Annotated in this window: 15 protein-coding genes; 1 reads left to right on the top strand and 14 read right to left on the bottom strand. The window is 67.3% G+C overall.

The features are described 5' to 3' along the window. Positions 1-225: 225 nt before the first annotated feature. The 14 genes from ACWEWT_RS02370 to ACWEWT_RS02305 all read right to left on the bottom strand — a co-directional run bounded on the left by ACWEWT_RS02370 (position 226) and on the right by ACWEWT_RS02305 (position 15812). Positions 226-1041 (bottom strand): alpha/beta fold hydrolase, encoded by an 816-nt coding sequence (locus ACWEWT_RS02370; protein WP_452555349.1) that lies wholly within the window; start codon positions 1039-1041, stop codon positions 226-228. After that, complete coding sequence (locus ACWEWT_RS02365) at positions 1041-2351, bottom strand: NtaA/DmoA family FMN-dependent monooxygenase (protein ID WP_452555348.1); 1311 nt, start codon at positions 2349-2351, stop codon at positions 1041-1043. The genes ACWEWT_RS02370 and ACWEWT_RS02365 overlap by 1 nt, the downstream gene beginning before the upstream one ends. 53 nt (positions 2352-2404) lie before the next feature. Continuing rightward, positions 2405-3718, bottom strand: a complete 1314-nt coding sequence (locus tag ACWEWT_RS02360; protein ID WP_452555346.1) for an NtaA/DmoA family FMN-dependent monooxygenase — start codon at positions 3716-3718, stop codon at positions 2405-2407. A gap of 274 nt (positions 3719-3992) precedes the next feature. Next, entirely contained in the window at positions 3993-5525 is a 1533-nt protein-coding gene (locus tag ACWEWT_RS02355) for an ABC transporter substrate-binding protein (protein ID WP_452555344.1), read from the bottom strand. After that, positions 5522-7186, bottom strand: coding sequence for an ABC transporter ATP-binding protein (locus ACWEWT_RS02350; RefSeq protein WP_452555342.1), 1665 nt, complete (start codon positions 7184-7186; stop codon positions 5522-5524). Before ACWEWT_RS02350 ends, ACWEWT_RS02355 begins: the two co-directional genes overlap by 4 nt. Continuing rightward, a complete protein-coding gene (locus tag ACWEWT_RS02345; RefSeq protein ID WP_452555340.1) occupies positions 7183-8046 on the bottom strand; it encodes an ABC transporter permease in 864 nt (287 codons plus the stop codon). Before ACWEWT_RS02345 ends, ACWEWT_RS02350 begins: the two co-directional genes overlap by 4 nt. Further along, positions 8043-8960 (bottom strand): ABC transporter permease, encoded by a 918-nt coding sequence (locus ACWEWT_RS02340; protein ID WP_452555339.1) that lies wholly within the window; start codon positions 8958-8960, stop codon positions 8043-8045. Before ACWEWT_RS02340 ends, ACWEWT_RS02345 begins: the two co-directional genes overlap by 4 nt. A 242-nt stretch (positions 8961-9202) precedes the next feature. Next, positions 9203-9871: a flavin reductase family protein gene (locus ACWEWT_RS02335; protein WP_452555337.1), complete on the bottom strand. Its 669-nt coding sequence runs from the start codon at positions 9869-9871 to the stop codon at positions 9203-9205. Between the two features lie 7 nt (positions 9872-9878). Continuing rightward, positions 9879-10727: a GntR family transcriptional regulator gene (locus ACWEWT_RS02330; RefSeq protein WP_452555335.1), complete on the bottom strand. Its 849-nt coding sequence runs from the start codon at positions 10725-10727 to the stop codon at positions 9879-9881. A 166-nt stretch (positions 10728-10893) separates the two neighbouring features. After that, on the bottom strand, positions 10894-12168 hold the full coding sequence (gene ribA, locus ACWEWT_RS02325) for a GTP cyclohydrolase II (RefSeq protein ID WP_452555333.1): 1275 nt from the start codon (positions 12166-12168) through the stop codon (positions 10894-10896). Beyond that, positions 12165-12665: a flavin reductase family protein gene (locus ACWEWT_RS02320; RefSeq protein WP_452555331.1), complete on the bottom strand. Its 501-nt coding sequence runs from the start codon at positions 12663-12665 to the stop codon at positions 12165-12167. Before ACWEWT_RS02320 ends, ribA begins: the two co-directional genes overlap by 4 nt. Then, positions 12662-13168 (bottom strand): NADPH-dependent FMN reductase, encoded by a 507-nt coding sequence (locus ACWEWT_RS02315; RefSeq protein ID WP_452555329.1) that lies wholly within the window; start codon positions 13166-13168, stop codon positions 12662-12664. Before ACWEWT_RS02315 ends, ACWEWT_RS02320 begins: the two co-directional genes overlap by 4 nt. A gap of 287 nt (positions 13169-13455) precedes the next feature. Further along, positions 13456-15132, bottom strand: a complete 1677-nt coding sequence (locus ACWEWT_RS02310; protein WP_452555327.1) for an acyl-CoA dehydrogenase family protein — start codon at positions 15130-15132, stop codon at positions 13456-13458. Then, a complete protein-coding gene (locus tag ACWEWT_RS02305) occupies positions 15129-15812 on the bottom strand; it encodes a TetR/AcrR family transcriptional regulator (protein ID WP_452555325.1) in 684 nt (227 codons plus the stop codon). The genes ACWEWT_RS02310 and ACWEWT_RS02305 overlap by 4 nt, the downstream gene beginning before the upstream one ends. A 194-nt stretch (positions 15813-16006) precedes the next feature. Between ACWEWT_RS02305 and ACWEWT_RS02300 the strand changes: the two genes are divergently transcribed. Then, positions 16007-17596: an ABC-F family ATP-binding cassette domain-containing protein gene (locus ACWEWT_RS02300; RefSeq protein WP_452557639.1), complete on the top strand. Its 1590-nt coding sequence runs from the start codon at positions 16007-16009 to the stop codon at positions 17594-17596. The last annotated feature ends 208 nt before the right edge of the window (positions 17597-17804 follow it).

Raw genomic sequence — 17804 nt, 5'->3', positions numbered from 1 at the left:
GCCGGCGGGAAGACGACCGGAAGTCCGTGGGCGTACGCCGCGCGATTCGACGCGCCGCCGGCTCGGAGGGCAGGTCGGTGACGACGGTGGGCACCGAGGTGGCGACCACGGTCGCCGACAGACCGGACGCGAACTGTGCCGACCTGAGCCCGGAGAGCGGCGTCGGCACCGGTCGCAGTGAACTCGTCACGGGTAGTCCGGTGGTTGCCGGGGGTATAGCCCGGGTCATGTCCGCACGGCGAGTGCGGCCTCGAGTACCACCTCGGTGAAGGCCTGCGGAGCCCGTATCGCGAACTGCCCGTTCACCGGCATCCGCACGACCCGGGTGCCGGGAACGTGGACGAATTCGATCGGCGTATCCGGAGTCATCCGCGCTTCGGTCGGTTCCAGTACCGTGACCGCGACGCCGTCGGCGATCAGGGTCAGATTATCGTCCCAGGTCTGCTGATGACCCCGGAAGACAGCCGGATATATCGAGTTGTACCGCTCCGGATTGAGCACGGTATCGGCCACACACCCGGCGAGCTGGGCGGGGCATCCGGTGCCGTAGATACCGGTGTTCTTGCGCCAGAGCTCGTCGAAGATCGCCCCGTCCGCGGTCACCTCGAGCACGGGAGCCCAATTCCGGGCCCAGTACTCGCTGTTCCTCGTCGCCGGATCCGACAACCCGTACAGGACCATCCGATCGACCCGGCCGGTGCCACGCAGACCGGTAGCGATCGCCGTGGCCAGCGAACTGCCGGTCTTCATACCCACCGGCACGAACGTTCCCACCCCCAGCGCGTCGAGGGCCTGGACGAGGATCCGCGCGTAGTCGGCCAGCACCGCGCCCTCGGGTGCGCTGTCACTGGCACCGAATCCCGGTGTGTCGAAGGCGTATACCGCGACCTGCGCCCCCAGCCCGGCCAGGACCGGTTCGTACACTGCCGACGATCTGGGTGATTCGTGCAGCAGAACGACCACGGCGCGGGCCGCCCCGCTATCCGGCCCGGCCTTGCGGTAGTGCAGCTGACCCCATGCGGTATCGACGTATCCGCGCATCAGAACTCCAGCAGATTGTCACGTAGTTGCGCGAACGAGTAGCGATCGCGAGTGAGCCCTCGCCGCTGCAACTCCGGTACCAGACCGTCGCAGATCTCGGCGACGAAACGACGGGTGATACCGTCGGAGCAGATCAGAAAACCGTCGCCACCGACAATATCCATGATTTCCGCCAGCTGGTCGGCGACCGATTCCGGAGTACCGGCCACCATGGCCCCGTTGCCGATACCGCGACCGAGCACCGCTTCGCGCAGCGTCCGGTCCGCGTTACGGCGAGCGAACTCGGCGAACTGCTGAGTGCCGTTGGTTTTCAACGCCAGCTCCCCGAGTGGCTCGTCGAGTGGAATCTCGGCGAAGTCGATATCGGTGGATTTCGACATCTTGGCCAGCTCCACCTCGATATTCGAGGCCATCTCCGCTCGGCGCTGCTCGATCCGCTCCCGCGCTTCACGCTCGGTGGCGGCCACGATCGGGCCGATTCCGAACAGCACCTTGATCTCGTCCGGTTTACGTCCCACGTCGATCGCCGCGCCCTGGACACTGTCGCGATAGTCGCGCATCTTGGCCGCGGTCGGCGCGATGGCGACGATCGTATCGGCGTGCTTCGCGGCGAAGGCGATTCCCCGCGGGGAACCGCCCGCCTGGGCGATCACCGGCCGGCCCTGCGGAATCGGGCCGGTGTTGAGCGGTCCACGGGTCGAGAAATACGGTCCGGAGTGGTCGGCACGACGAACCTTCGTATGGTCGGCCCAGTACCCGCTCCGGTGATCGGCGACCACCGCGTCACCGTCCCAGGTGTCCCACAGCACCTCGGCCGCGGTCACGAAATCCTCGGCCATGTCGTAGCGCCGGTCGTGCTCGTCCATACCGGGGTACCCGTAGTTCTGCAGGGCGCGGTCGGATGTCCCGGTGACGAAGTTGATGCCCATCCGGCCCCGCGACACCTGGTCCAGCGTGGCCCCGAGACGTGCCAGCATGTACGGGTGGTAGGCGAAAGTACCTGCGGTGGCGATGATCCCGAGACGCTCGGTGGCCTGCGCCAGCAGCGTCGCCACGATCATCGGGTCCTGCCGGGGAGCCTGGAAAGCGTGCTTCAGGTAGACCTCCATCGAATCCCCGTAGGTATCGCCGACGAAGGTGTTGTCCTCGATCAGGACATAGTCGAAGCAGGCCCGCTCCATCGCCCGCGCCAGGTCGACGAAGATCTCGGCCTGCTGCCACCGGGTGCCGATCGAACCGCTGAACGGCCTGTTCCAGGCCGGCACACTGGTGCCGTTGAGGAACCAGCCGAGATGGAACGGTGTGGTCATGGGGAGAACTCCTTGCTGGACCGGCCCCACCGGATCGGTCCGAGACGGGGTGGTCAGAAGGCCGAGAGGTTCGCCTTGAAGGTCTGCTTGTCGTAGGCGCTGCGGATCAGGCCGCGGCGGCGCAGCGCGGGCGCCAGACCCGAGGCGATCTCGTCGACGTAGCGCCGCGAATGGGTGCGGACGGGTTCGCCGCGCACCAGGAATCCGTCACCGCCGACGGCGTCGGCGACCTCTTCCAGCTGCTCGGCGACCGAATCGGGCGTACCGACGAGCGGTACGGCCGGATTGGTGCGCCCGAGCAGCGCTTCGCGCAGCGTTCTGCCGGCGGCGGCTTTGACGAGTGATTTCAGGCTCGACGCGTGACCGTTGGTGTGGATATCCTCGGGCAGTGGGGAATCCAGGTCGAATTGCGCGAAGTCGACCTCGGTGGTGATCGACATGATGCCCAGCTGGGTTTCGATCTGGTCCTGGGTCAGTTCGTCGCGGCGGGCCGCGAGCTCCTTCGCTTCCTGCGCTGTCTCGCCGAGGACCGGCTGGATGATGTACATGACCTTGATCTCGTCGGGATCACGCCCGTGGGCGGCGGCACGCGCCCGGATATCGTCGCGGTACTCCTTCATCTCGGCCGGGCCCGACGGCTGGCACAACAGCACATTCGCGTGTTTCGACGCGAAATCGCGCCCGGCCGGTGATCCGCCCGCCTGACAGATCACCGGATGGCCCTGTGGTCCGGCCGGAAGGTTCAGCGGCCCGCGCACATCGAAGTACTTTCCCTTGTGGTGGATGGGGTGGACCTTGGTGTGATCGACGAGAACTCCGGTCTCCCGGTCGGCGATGACGGCGCCCGGCTCCCAGGAATCCCAGAGTCCCTTCACGACGGTGATGAACTCCTCGGCCATCACATAGCGCTCGTCGTGTTCGAGCAGCTTCTCGATCCCGTAGTTCTGTGCCGCCAGGTTCTCCGAGGAGGTGACGACATTCCAGCCGACGCGGCCGCGGGTCAGATGGTCCATGGTCGCCATGGTGCGCGCGAGGATGAACGGTGGATAGAACGATGTGGACATGGTCGCGATGAAACCCATGTGCTTCGTATGCTGGGCCAGGATCGGCAGCAGCGGCACCGGATCGCCCTTCGGTGAATGCAGGCCGTGTTTGAGATCGTTGCGCTGACTGCCGCCGTAGGTATCGGAGACGAGGGTGGAGTCCTCGAACATCATGAAATCGAATCCGGCCCGTTCCAGGGCACGGGCCATATCGATGTAGTAGTCGCCGTTGAGCCATTCGGTGGCGGTGCCGGCGGCCCAGGGACTCTTCCACGCCGGAGTCTTGAAGGGCGTGAACCAGGCGAGGTGGAACGGATCGGCCATCGGAATTCTCCTTCGGATGTGGATGGACTGACCCGGATCGCGCACGGCGTCCGGACGTCGGTCGGCTCCACCATTCGACGTGGCGGTGATTTCGGCCGAGGGCCGCAGCGGTAAGGGTTACTTTTCGCGTACGAGGTATTCACGGAGAGGCCGGTGAGCAGGGGCGATCGTTATGCCACAGCGCAATTCGCCGACCGCGGCGCCCGGGTCGGCTCACACGACGGGTCCGTCACGGCAATTCGCCGTGACGGACCCGTCGCACCGAGACGTGCGGTCACTGCCAGGACGCGGTACGCCAATCCACATGACCGTCGGCGCGGGGCTGCCACTGCAGCCCGCTGGTCTTGCCGTAGGTCGACACGGTGTAGTCGAGATTGATGACCCAGGATCGCTGCTGGTTCAGCGCCCAGATCTCCGATATCACCGCCCGGCGCTGCCGCTGGTCCACCGTGGTCCCGGCCCGTACGATCAACGCGTCGATATCCGGGTCGGAGAACAGGGCGTTCCCGGTGGGGCCGAACAGATAGTTCAGTGTGGTGGAGGCATCCATCATCGACGGCGAGAACTGCGACAGATACAGGCCGCGGAACTGGTGGGTGGTCCATTTCAGGTCGAAACTCGCCGCGTCCGATCCGCGCAGTTCGACGTCGATGCCGATCCGGGAGAGCTGCTCGGCCACCGCCTGGGCCAGCTGACTCGACATCGGGACATTGCCGGCGGTCGGATAATCCAGCGGTATCGCGGTGCCGCGGTAGCCGCTCTCGGTCACCAGCCGCCGGGCGGCCGCGAGATCGTGCTCGAGTGGCGCGAGCGAACCGTCGTAGCCCTCGACATCGGGCGCGACGGCCGATCCACTCGCCACGGCACCGTACCCGTAGAGCACGGTATCGATGATCGTCCGGCGGTCGATCGCCATGCTGATCGCATTGCGCAGCTTCTGATCCGCCAGCGGCCCACCGGCCGCCGCGTTGCCCGACAGGTACACGAGTTGGTTCGCCTGTTTCCGCACCGGTTCGGCCGCGCCCCGGACCGCGCTGATCTGCGCGGGTGCGAGTGAGGTCAGATCGATATCACCGGCGAGCAGGCCGTTGATACGTGCTTCCGGGTCGGCCACCGGCAGCACGGTGACCCGGCCGATGGACGGTTCACCGCCCCAGTACCCGGGGTAGGAGGTGAGCTCGACCGATACACCGGGTGTCCAGCTCACGAACCGGTACGGCCCGGAACCGATCGGCCGGTCGGCGAATCCGGCCGATCCGACCCGCCGGTAGTACTGCTCCGGCACGACCGAGATGTAGTAGGCCATCCGCGGAAACGCCGCATCCGCCTTCTTCAAGGTGAACACCACATCGCCGTTCGGGCCGGTCCCGACACTCGCGATGTTGTTCGTGTAGATCCGGTTGAGTGATTTCGGGTTGTCCATCACGGCCCGGAAACTGAAGACGACATCGGCGGCGGTGACGGGTGTGCCGTCGTGGAACGTGGCATCCCGGCGCAGCGAAAAGGTCCACACCCCGCCGGCGGCGGACGCCGTCCAGCCGGTGGCGAGACGAGGTGCCAGGCTCCCGTCCGGCATGACCTCGTTCAGCTGATCGAACACCGACCGGAAGATATTCGTCGAGTACAGGCTGTTGTCGATCACCGGATCGGGTGATTTGAGATCCATCGGCTGGGCGACGGTAATCGAATCCGTCTCCGCCCCGGTGGGAGTGGCGCAGCCGGCGAGGGCGAGGATGCCCGCCAGCAGCGCGGCGAGAACGGCCGGTGCGCGGCGGTGGGCCGCGCGCGGCGCAGGAGACCGGTTCATGCCACCGCCACCTCGTCGTCGCGGCGACCGGCCCGGCGAGACGGATCGGGTACCGGCGCCGAATCCAACAGTATTCGCGTGTACTCGTGCTGCGGATCGCCGAAAACCTGTTCGGCGGTCCCGTATTCGACGAAGCGGCCCTGTCGCATCACCGCCACTTCGTCGGCGAGACTGCGCACCACGGCGAGATCATGGGAGACGAACAGGTACGCCAGCCCCAATTCGCGTTGCAGATCGCGCAGGAGGTCGAGAACCTGGGCCTGGATGGAGACGTCGAGCGCCGAAGTCGGCTCGTCGAGGATGAGCGCCTCCGGGCGCAGCACCAGGGCCCGGGCGATACCGATCCGCTGCCGCTGGCCGCCCGAGAACTCCGCGGGACGCCGCCGCGCCATCGTCGTGGTCAGACCCACCTGGTCGAGAACTTCCGCGACGCGGGCCGGGGAATAGCATTTGCCGATCCGAAGCGGTTCGGCGACGATCTCGTGCACAGTCAACCGGGGGTCGAGACTGGAGTACGGGTCCTGGAACACGGCCTGGACCGCGCGCCGCAACGGTCGCCGAGCGCGATCGGACAGCCGGGTGACATCGCGGCCGTGCACATACACCGCTCCCGAGGTGGGCTTCTGGATACCCAGGATCGTCTTCACCAAGGTGCTCTTCCCACAACCGGATTCGCCCACCAGGCCGACGGTGACACCTTTGTCCAGCCGCAGGGTCACCCCGTCCACCGCCCGCAGCTGTTCCGGTTTCGACCGCCACGAATTGCGGATCGGATAGTGCACGTGGACGTCTTCGATATCGACGACGGGCCGGCCCTTCTTCACCTCGGATACCGGGGCGGCGCGCCCACCGACGCGGCCGTCACCCAGCGAGAGCACCGCGGACAGGAGCCGGCGCGTGTACTCCTCGCGTGGATTCCGGAAGATCTCGAGCGTACTTCCCTGCTCCACCAGTTTGCCGCGGTACATGACCAGTACCCGGTCGGCGTTCTCGGCCACCAGGCCGAGGTCGTGGGTGACCAGGACGAGCGAGGAACCGACCCGCTCACGCACCTCCTGCATAACCCGCATCACCTGCGCCTGCACCGTGACATCGAGCGCGGTGGTCGGTTCGTCGGCGATGAGCATGCGCGGATCATGGGCCATCGCCATCGCGATCATCACCCGCTGCCGCTGGCCGCCGGAGAGCTCGTGCGGATAGGAGCGCAATTTACGTTCGGGATCGGGCATATGCACCGATTCGAGCAATTCGATACACCGGGACCGCACCTCGGCTCTGCCGAGACCCCCCGCATGCAGTTCGATCATCTCGGCCAACTGCGTGTGGACACGCATCACCGGGTTCAGCGACATCATCGGATCCTGGAAGACCATGGCCAGATCGGCGCCCCGCACGGCCCGTAGCGCTCTGTCGTCCGCGGTCAGCAGGTCCAGATCGCCGAGCCGCACACTGCCACCGGTGACCCGTACTCCGCGGGGCAGCAGGCCCATGGCGGCCAGTACGGTCATCGACTTCCCGGATCCGGATTCGCCCACGAGCGCGACTGCTTCACCGGGATGGATATCGAACGAGACACCGTCCACCAACCGGTTCGGCGCATGGGCGGGTCCGGCTTCGATCACCAGATCACGAACACTGATCACTTGTTGTCGGGCGGTCATCGGTCGCTCTTTTCCGGCGTCTCGGCGCTCGTGAGTCGTTTGCTGAGGAATTGGAGGCCGGCGATGAGCATGAACAGCATCACGCCGGGAACAACGGTGAGCATCGGCTCGGAGCGCAGGAACGACTGACCGTCCCGGATCATCCCGCCGAGGCTGGGTGTGGGGGCCTGGATCCCGAGCCCCAGATACGACATGGCCGCCTCGTAGAGCACGATGGTGCCGATATCGAACGGGATCATGATCAGAACGGTGGGCAGCGCATTGGGTAGCAGGTGCCGCCGCAGGATCCAGGCGGTACCGGCCCCGTGGGTTTTCGGTGCCCAGATGAACTCGCGTTCGCGCAGCGACCACGCCGTGGCCCGCGAGACGCGTGCGTAGCCGACCCAATTGGCGAGGCCGATCACGACGACGAGCACGGGGATCGACGGACCGAGCGCCGAGACGATCGCGATCAGCAGCAGCATCACCGGCATGGCCAGCTGGATATCGGAGAGTGCCGAGATGATGTTGTCGAGCCGGCCGCCGAAGTAACCGGCGCACAACCCGAGGAAGACACCCAGCACCACGCTGACGAGTACCGCGGGTACCGCGACCAACAGGCACATCCGGCCCGCCACCGCGAGTCGCGACAGCGTGTCACGGCCGAGATCGTCGGTGCCGAGTGGGTGCGCCGGATCGGCCGCGATCGGCAGGAACCGGTTCTGCAGATCCTGTCCGGTCGGATCGTAGGAGGGCAGCAACGGGGTGACGACGACTACGAGCAGGACGACCGCGAGCATGGTGACGGCGATCGCCACGCTGGGATCGGTCCGGCGGCGCCGCCGGGTAGCGGGAGGTGATCCGAGTGCCACAGAAGTCATTTCAGCCTCACTCGCGGGTCGATGACCGAGTACAGGAGATCGACGGCCAGATTGACCACGACGAAGAAGAGTGCGATCACCAGAATCGAGGTCTGCACCACCGTGTAGTCGCGCCCGGCGATGGACTGGATCAGCAACTGGCCGATACCGGGCCAGTTGAACACCAGTTCCACGACGATGGAGCCACCCAGCAGGACGCCGAGGTTGATACCGGCCACCGTGACGACCGGCAGGACCGCGTTGGGGAGCATATGCCGCAGCAGAACCACGCCGCGCCGTTGGCCTTTCGCGTACGCGGTCCGCACGTAATCGGCGCTCTGCTGTTCGATGAACGCGGTATCGAGCAGCCTGATGTAGAGCGCGCATTCGAGGGTGGCGATGGTGATCGCCGGGAGCACGATGGACAGCGGGCTGTTGTTGCCCAGCGCCGGAAACATCCGCAGTGTCACCGCGAACACCATGACCAGCAGGACACCGAGCCAGAACGACGGGATCGCCTGGCGCGCACTGGCGAACCACAACACCGCCGAACGCAACCGCGCGGAGTCGGTGTACTGGAGGATCATCACCACCGCGAACGCCGCCGCGATACCGATGACGAAACCGGTCGACGCGAGTTGCAGGGTCGCCGGCAACCGCTGCGCGACGAGGTCCAGACTCGGAATGTTCTGCTTCAGCGATATTCCCAGATCACCGGTGAGCGCGTCGCCGAGGAAACGGCCGTACTGCACCACCAGCGGATCGTCGAAGCCCAAGGTTTTCGAGAGTTCGTCGATGTCGTCGGCGGAGGCGTCGGGCCCCAGCAGCAGCGCCGCGGGGTTTCCGGAGAGCCTGACCAAGAAGAACGCGACCGTGACGACGCCGAAGATCGTCACGAGGCTCTGCACGATCCGGCGAGCCAGATATCGGGGCACCAGAGACCCTCCTGTTCACATGTCTCGGGGTGATACGGCACCCCACGCGAACAATGGGCGGGTGTGCCGGGTCGTGAGACGACCCGTAGTGATTCCATCTGCCGGCTGTTTCGCGATCTGGTCCGAGCCGTCATATTTCTATTTCGCCGAAACCGATTCGGTTTCTTCCGCTCTGACCTGGCCTTTTCAGTGCCGGCCGCCGGTATTCGCCTACGCCGCGGCCGACGTTTCCGATTCGGAGTTCAGCGCAGGTCGGAAACCGGTACTCCGGTGCCGCGATCGGCACGGCTTCCGGCCAGTTCGACCGACCGCTTCCCGGACAGGACATCGGCCGCGGCGGGGACCGGAATGCGGTACGACTCGGCGACAGTCGTGTACAGAGCCCCACCCAGCCGGCCCACCGGCCGGTAGGCGGCGATATCGATACGACCCCGCTCGTCGAGCACGGCGTCGTCCACGTGGATCGCGACGACCGCGGCGAATATCAAGACGGTGCCGGGCATGGCCTTCTCCTCGACCGCCCGGCACTCGAGTGCCGCCCTGGCTCCCGCCAGGCGGGGCACCCGGACCGCTGTTCCCGCCACTGTGGACAACCCGAGCAGTTCGGCCTCGTCGATCTCCGGTGGGACGACCGCGGCGGAGTCGGTTTGGACACCGGCCAGCCCCTCGGTGACGAGATTGACGACGAACTCGCCCGTCTCCCGGATATTGTCCAGCGTGTCCTTACGGCCGGTGAACGACACCATCAGCATCGGCGGGTCCATGGTGACCAACGAGAAGTAGCTGTACGGTGCGAGATTTCCCACGCCCGCGGACGAAACGGTACCGACCCAGGCGATCGGGCGCGGCACCACGGCATTCTTGATCATCCAGGTGAAATCGACCCGGTCCGAGGATATATCGAGATACATGACTCTCCTAGCTCAGCGCGACAGACCCCGTGGCCGGGTCTCCGTGGGATTCGTCCACGACCTGGTGCATGGCGCGCACGCTGTCGTCCCGGGCCCAGAGCGCGACGCGATCGCCGCGATAGTGCCCGTAGGCCAGCATGCGGGGGCGGCCGGTGGCGTCGCGGACGAGAGTTTCGCGCACCAGCAACGCCGAACCCGGTTCGACCCCGAGCACCTTGGCCGTCCGCTCGTCACAGTTGACCGCTTCGACCGTCGCCTCGATATGCGACTCCGACATCGCGCGCAGCTCGCACACCTGGGTCTCGAGATCGTCGCGCGGATCCGGTGCTCCGGGCCGGTGATAGCCGACGATGATGCCGATCACCTCACCACCCCGGTACACGAGATCCTCCTGCAGGACGACCCGGAAATCGTCGAGTTCGAGGCGGGAGCGGAGGTAACCGTCGGCCAGGACGGTGGTCCGCTCGACGTGTTCGAGTTCGACCCCCAGGGAGGGGTGTTCGACCCCGCCGGCGGAGGAACGCCAGGTGCCGACCGGGAGCATTTCGAGCAGCGGGAGTTCGGAGATCGCGGCGACGACCCGGGTGCCGACCTTCTGACGACGCTGGATGAGCCCCTCACTGCCCAGCATCTGCAACGCGGACCGGATCGAGTTCCGGGTCATCATCAGGGACATGACGAGGTTCTGTTCCGCGAAGGCGTCGTGCTCGGTGAGCAGGTGCCGCCGGATTCCGGCCCGGAGCAGTACATGCGCCCGCCGCGGGGACGACTGGAGCAGTTCCCGGACCCGCTTACCGCTACCGGAGCGAGCGCGCCCGAGCGCTTCGGTGAGTTCGTCGTGCGACGACACGGTCATGACGGTCCCCTCTCCTGGGTTGCCATACGCCGGCCGCGCCTGCCTTATCGGAGTCGCGTCGACACCGAGCAGTCTTTCGACATCGGGTGACATGAGAATTACGCCGCGTGACGCAGGTGGAAATTGTCCGGAATCGGTAACCGATGAGCCCGTTACCAGGCCATTTTCAGTTCTCGGCTGTTCCGCCGCCGGATACCGCACAGTGACGCAGGTCAAATTCTCCGGCCGCCGTGCCGTCGAGGAGGTGTCCCATCCGCTGCCGTTTGGCATCGAGATAACGCATATTCGACACCGCCACACCGGCCACCAGGGGAATACGTTCGGCAATATCGATTCCCGCGGTCTGCAGTCCCCGGACCTTGTCCGGATTGTTCGTCAGCACGCGCACCCGATCGATCCCGAGGTCCCGCAGGATGGCCGCGGCGGCACCGTACTCGCGGCCGTCGACCGGCTCGCCGAGTTCGATATTCGCCTCGACCGTATCCAGTCCGCGGTCCTGTAACCGGTAGGCAGCGAGTTTCTGCAGCAGTCCGATACCGCGCCCTTCGTGGCCACGCAGATACACCAGCACCCCGCCCGCACGACGGATCCGGTCCAGCGCCGCGTCCAGCTGTGGCCCGCATTCGCAGCGCCGGGAGTGGAAGGCCTCGCCCGTGAGGCATTCCGAGTGCACCCGCACCAGGGGCGCACCCCGGGACACCTCCCCGCAGAGAAGTGCGATGTGCTCGGCGCCGGTCTCGGTATCCCGGTAGCCGATGGCCCGCAGCTCCCCCGACGGTGTCGGCAGGACGGTTTCCGCGCCACGACGAACCCGCGGGGATACCTCCCAGCGGTCCGGGTCGTGGCGGCGGCGATATTCGGCGAGCTCCGCGATCGTCAGCACCGGCAGGCCCATCCGGGTGCCCAGCGCCGCCACCTGCGGGTAGCGCATCATCGACCCGTCGTCGGCGACGAGTTCGGCGATCACGCCCACCGCCGGAAGACCCGCGAGCGTGCACAGGTCCACCGCGGCCTCGGTATGACCGGGTCGTTCGAGTACCCCGCCCGGGCGGGCCCGCAGCGGCAGCACATGCCCGGGGCGGGTGAAATCGGCCGGGCCCGCCTCCGCCGCGGCCAGCAGCCGCAGCGTACGGGCCCGGTCCGCGGCCGAGATCCCGGTCGAAACACCCCGCGCGGCATCGACGGTCACCGTATAGGCGGTCGACTTCGGATCCTCGTTGCGGACCACCATCGCCGGCAATTCGAGGACGTCGGCACGCTGGGCCGTCATCGGCGCGCACAGCAGCCCCGAAGTATTGCGCACCGTCCACGCGATCCATTCCGTGCCGGCCCGGTCGGCCGCCAGCACGACATCGCCCTCGTTCTCCCGATCGGCGGCATCTGTCACCAGTACCGGACGGCCCGCGCGCAGCGCGCAGACAGCCGCGTCGAACACACTCATTCGCTCTCCCGAACCAACCGGCGGAACCTGCTGCCGTGGAACACCATCGGCGCGATCTCCCCCGCGATCTCGAAATCGCGCACCGCCATCAGCACGATATCGTGGTCACCGGCGGGTAGTTCCTCGGTGACCACCGCCTCCATCCACATACTCGCGCCGTCGACGAACAGGGCTCCCGCCTCGCTGGACCGGGTGGCCAGCCCCGCGAACCGGTCCCGGCCCTTCGCCGCCAGCGCGCGGGCCGCGTCCTGATGGTCCTCACCCAGCACGCTGATTCCGAGCCGCGCCGCGGTCCGCAGCTTCGGCCAGGTGGTCGATGTCCGCTGGACGCAGCAGGCCACCAACGGCGGGTCCAGTGACACCGTGACGAAACTGCTCGCCGCCATCCCGACGTAGTCACCGTCGACGACCGCGCACAACCCCACGACACCGCTGGGGAATCGCCCGAAGGCCCGGCGCAGTGCCATCTGATCGAACGGAACCGCCGCGGCCGTCATCGCGTACCCGCCCGGACCGGCACCGACGCGGTCAGCACCGAGCCCCACCGTGCCGCGTAGTCCGCGACAGCCGAACTCGTCGCGTACTCCGAATCCAGTAGGTAGAGCCCCGGTGCGGGCAGCGTCGCGCCCAGTTCACGCAGCACCTGCTCGAGAAATATCGGCGCCATCGCATGCCCGGGACCGGCACCGAGCATAAGTGGTATCGCGACCACGTCCTGTAGGCCGGAACCGGTCGCGAACTGGTCCAGGAAGAGTTTCAGCACTCCGGTCACGCTGCCCTTGAAGGTCGGACTGGCGAACACCACCACATCGGCCGCCCGGGTCTTCGCCACGGCGGCGGCGACGCCTTCGTCACCCCAGCCCAGCAGACCGGGCCCCAGGGTGATCACATCGACGATCTCATCAGCGTCCCGACCGGTTGTCGCGGCCGCCAGCAGCCGCGCCGCGTCCAATGTTCGCGATTGCGGTTTCGGATTTCCCACAACGACGGTTACCTGCACGACCCACTCCTCGGTACATCGTCGAACTACCTGCGACTCCATTGGATAGGGAGGCGATGTCGGTGAGGAAACCTGCCGGTGGCCGCTTCATTTCGCCGGTCGGCCACCGAGAAAGACGCAGGTGGGCGCCGGGTGCCGCACCGTCGCCGCCGGGCAGAACCGCATCGGCGCGCGAACCCGCCGCACGCGCCGGCACCGAGATCGCGACAGGCCGCCGCGTGGTACCGGAGTTCGACCCCGCGAGCGGAGAGACTCGCCGACCGGTCGGCCGGGTCATGGCAGCACGTTCAGTGCCGTTCGAGGATGGTGGCGAAATCGGTACCGGCGGGCAGGGATCCGTACTGCAGATCACGATCCTCCCCGAGCCGCGCGGCGAGAAACGCCTCCGCGACCGCTGTCGGCGAGTAGCGCAGCAGCAGCGACGCCTGCAATCCCAGCGCCATCGACGACGCGACCGACCGGGCCCGCAACTGCGCCCGGTCCGCCGGGAGCGCCGATAGTTCGGTGAGCGCGCCGCGCATCCGGTCGTGATGACGGTCGAACAGGGCGGAGGCACCCCGGGCTCGGGTGAGTTCGGCATCGAAGGCCCGGACCGACTCGGGTTCGCGGGTCATCGCCCGCAGCACGTCGAGTGCGATGACATTGCCCGAACCCTCCCACACCGCCATGACCGGCTGCTCCCGGTATCGCCGGGCCAGCGGGAACGATTCGGTGTAGCCGTTACCGCCCAGACATTCGAGCGCTTCGTAGGCGTGGTGCGGGCCGCGTTTGCAGATCCAATATTTCGAGACCGCGGTGGCGAGGCGGCGGAACGCCTTCTCGTTCGCGTCGGCATCGGCGTCGTGGGCGCGCGCGAGCCGGAGCGCGGTGAGCGTGGCCGCTTCGGATTCGAGCGCGAGGTCGGCGGCGACGGCGGTCATAGCGGGCTGGTCGATCAGCGTCGCCCCGAAGGCGGAGCGGTGCCGGATATGCCACAGCGCTTCGGCGACGGACTGCCGCATACCGGCGGCCGAGCCGTAGACACAGTCGAGGCGGGTGCGGGCGACCATCTCGATGATGGTGCGTACGCCGCGCCCGGGCTCACCGACGAGATAGCCGATGGTGCCGTCGAGTTCGATCTCCGAGGAGGCGTTCGACTTGTTACCGAGTTTGTCCTTGAGACGCTGGATCCGGAAGACGTTCCGGGTGCCGTCCTCGAGCACCCGCGGCACCAGGAAACAGGACAGGGCCGCGTCGCCGCCGGCCAGCAGGGCGTCCTGAGCCTGCGCGAGAATCAGGAACCCGTCGGACATGGGGGCCGAGCAGAACCATTTGTGCCCGGTGAGCGACCAGCTGCCGTCCGAATTCGCGACCGCGCGGGTGGTGTTCGCCCGGACATCGGAACCACCCTGTTTCTCGGTCATCGCCATCCCGAAGAGCACGCCGGGTTTGTCACCGGGAGCCCGCAGCCGACCGTCGTAGCCGCGACTGTAGAGCCGCGGCAACCAGGTCCGCGCCAGCTCGGGCGAGAACTCCAGCGCCGGAACGACCGAATGGGTCATCGAGACCGGGCAGGCATGACCCGCCTCCACCTGTGCGAACAACATGAAGGTCGCGGCGCGCGCGACATTGGCACCGGGTCGCGGATCCGCCCACGCCGCGGTGTGGGCACCGTGTGCCACCGCGGCGCCGATGATCCGGTGATAGGACGGGTGGAATTCGACTTCGTCGATCCGGTTGCCGTACCTGTCGTGGGAGTGGAAGACCGGGGTGACGGTGTTCGCAAGCTCGGCGTCGCGCTGGAAGGATTCGGTACCCACCAGATCGCCGACCTCGTTCAGCGTTCCGGCAGCCCACGCGGCATCGTGGCGGAACACCCCCTCGACCAGTGGGATGTTCGAGGTGTACTCGTTCACACCGATGCGCGGTGGCGCCTGGTTGAACACCTCGTGGGTGCGTGATCCCGCGGGGGCGATGGCTGTCATGCGGGGGTCCCTTCGATATCTCGGATCGATTGCGGTGGGTCCGGTGCGCGCCGGGCCGCGTCGCCGGTGTAGTCGATACCGCGGAAGCAGAACCGCATGATCGACTCCACGATGCGGCGGTCGTCGTCTTCGCCGGCGGTCACGGCGTGGTCCGGGGAGAGCCGGCCGGTGAGCGATTCACTGATGGCACCGATCAGCGCCGCCGCGGTGACACCGAGGTGCTGATCGGGGAAGACCCCCGCCTCGATACCCTCCCGCAGGATCTCGGTGGTCAGCCGGTGGTAGGCGGCCCGATAGGTCAGGCGCTCGGCTTCGATACGGGGATCGACGGGTTCGAACAGCAGCGACCAGGCCAGCTGCCTGCCCCGGATCGCGCGCATCGCGAACGTCTCGACCAGAGCGCGCAGCCGGGCGGGTGCGCCGTCCACCCCGGCGACCGCCGCTTCCACGACAGCCAGCTCCTGATCGGCGCCCGCGCGGAAGACCGCGGCGAGCAATTCGGTGTTGCCGTCGAAGTAGGAGTACACCGTGCCCACACTGAGCCCGCTGCGCTCGGCGATCGCCTTGACAGTGGCGGCGGCGAATCCGCCCGTGGCGACCAGTTCGGTGGCCTCCTTCAGGAGCGCCGCCCGCCGCTGGGCCCGGGCAGCCCGCGTTTTCTCGGTCGGCCGGTACACCACCTGCCCGCCCCCTTTCCATAAGCTTTGAATCGCGATTCAATTCTTCACGGTTCGAGAGTAGACCGAAACCCCGCCCACGGCAACGCCCGGAATCGGACGGGGCAGATCACGGCGCCGCCACCGAGGCGGGCAGAATACGCCCGGTGAGCGCAACATTGCAGGCCAGCGGTCTATCGGCCGGACACGCCGAACGCATCCTGTTCGCCGACCTCGATCTCACCCTCGCCCCCGGCGATGTGATCGGGCTGGTGGGCGTCAACGGCGCGGGAAAATCGACCCTGTTGCGTATGCTCGCCGGCGGCATCCCCGACGAGGGCACGATCACGCTGAGCCCGCCCGACGCGACCGTCGGCTACCTGGCCCAGGAACCCGAACGTATCGAGGGTGAGACCGTGCTCGGCTACCTCGCCCGCCGCACCGGCGTCGCACCGGCTCAGCAGGTCATGGACACGGCTGCCGAACGCCTCGGCGAGGGCGGTGCCGACGACTACTCACCCGCGCTCGAACACTGGCTCGCCCTGGGCGGCGCCGACCTCGATCAGCGCGCCGAAGAGGTCGCCGCCGAACTCGGACTCACCGAAAACCTGGCCGGCGGACTGGATACGCCGATGACGGGACTGTCCGGTGGACAGGCTGCCCGTGCAGGTCTCGCCTCGGTTCTGCTCTCACGCTTCGATATTCTGCTGCTCGACGAACCCACCAACGATCTCGATCTCGACGGGCTCGAACGCCTGGAACGTTTCGTCACCGGTGTCCGGACCCCGCTGATGATCATCAGCCATGACCGGGAGTTCCTGACCCGCACCGTGAACGGCGTACTGGAACTCGATCTCGCCCAGCAGCAGGTGGGCTTCTACGACGGAGGCTACGACTCCTACCTGGCCGAGCGCGAAATCGCACGCCGGCACGCCCGCGAGGCCTACGAAGAATACGCCGATACCCGGGCCGGTCTGGAGGCCCGGGCGCAGATGCAACGCAACTGGCTCGAGCACGGTGTCCGCAACGCGCGCCGCAAGAGCAAGAACGATTCCGACAAGGCCGGCCGCAAGACCCGCGCCGAGTCCACCGAGAAACAGGCCGCCAAGGCCCGGCAGACCCAGCGGCGTATCGAACGGCTCGACGTAGTCGAGGAGCCGCGCAAGGAATGGGAACTGCGCATGGCGATCGCGACGGCTCCGCGCAGCGGGTCCGTCGTCGCGACCGCCGGGAATGCCACTGTCACGCGTGGCGATTTCACTCTCGGCCCCGTCACCACCCAGATCGACTGGGCCGACCGGATCGTGCTGGCGGGCCCGAACGGCTCCGGTAAATCCACGCTGCTCGCCCTGCTGCTCGGCAAGCTCACCCCCGATACCGGCACCGCCACGCTCGGTTCGGGCGTGCAGATCGGCGAAGTGGACCAGGCGCGCGGCCTGTTCCGTGGTGACGCGACGCTCGCCGCCACCTTCGGCGCGGCCATGCCGGACTGGCCCGATGCCGACGTGCGCACCCTGCTCGCCAAGTTCGGTCTGCGCGGCACGCATGTCACCCGGGCCTGCGACACCCTGTCCCCCGGGGAACGCACCCGCGCCGCGCTGGCCCTTTTGCAGGCCCGCGGCGTGAACCTGCTCGTCCTCGACGAACCGACCAACCACCTGGACCTCCCCGCCATCGAACAACTCGAACAGGCCGTCGACTCCTTCACCGGCACACTCCTGCTGGTGACCCACGACCGCCGCATGCTGGATTCCATAAGGGCCACCCGCCGCTGGTACCTGTCCGGCGGAAAGCTCACCGAGGAGTAGCGCGCCGACCATCCGGAATCGGGCAGCCCACGTCGAACCGGCGACGCACGAGACGTCGGCTCAGCGTCCGGCGGCCGTGAGCCGGCAACCGGCTTCCGGCCGAACGATTGCCCGGGTGGACGGCCCGGGCAGGTGAGGGTCCCGAGCCGCATCCGCGGCAAGACCCCACAGGGTCCGGAGGTGCCGCGCCACGATCGCCTGTTCCGCG

This window comes from Nocardia sp. NPDC003963 (genome assembly GCF_053605105.1).
Note: the sequence above shows the minus strand (reverse complement) of the source record. Positions and strands in the feature narration are given on the sequence as shown.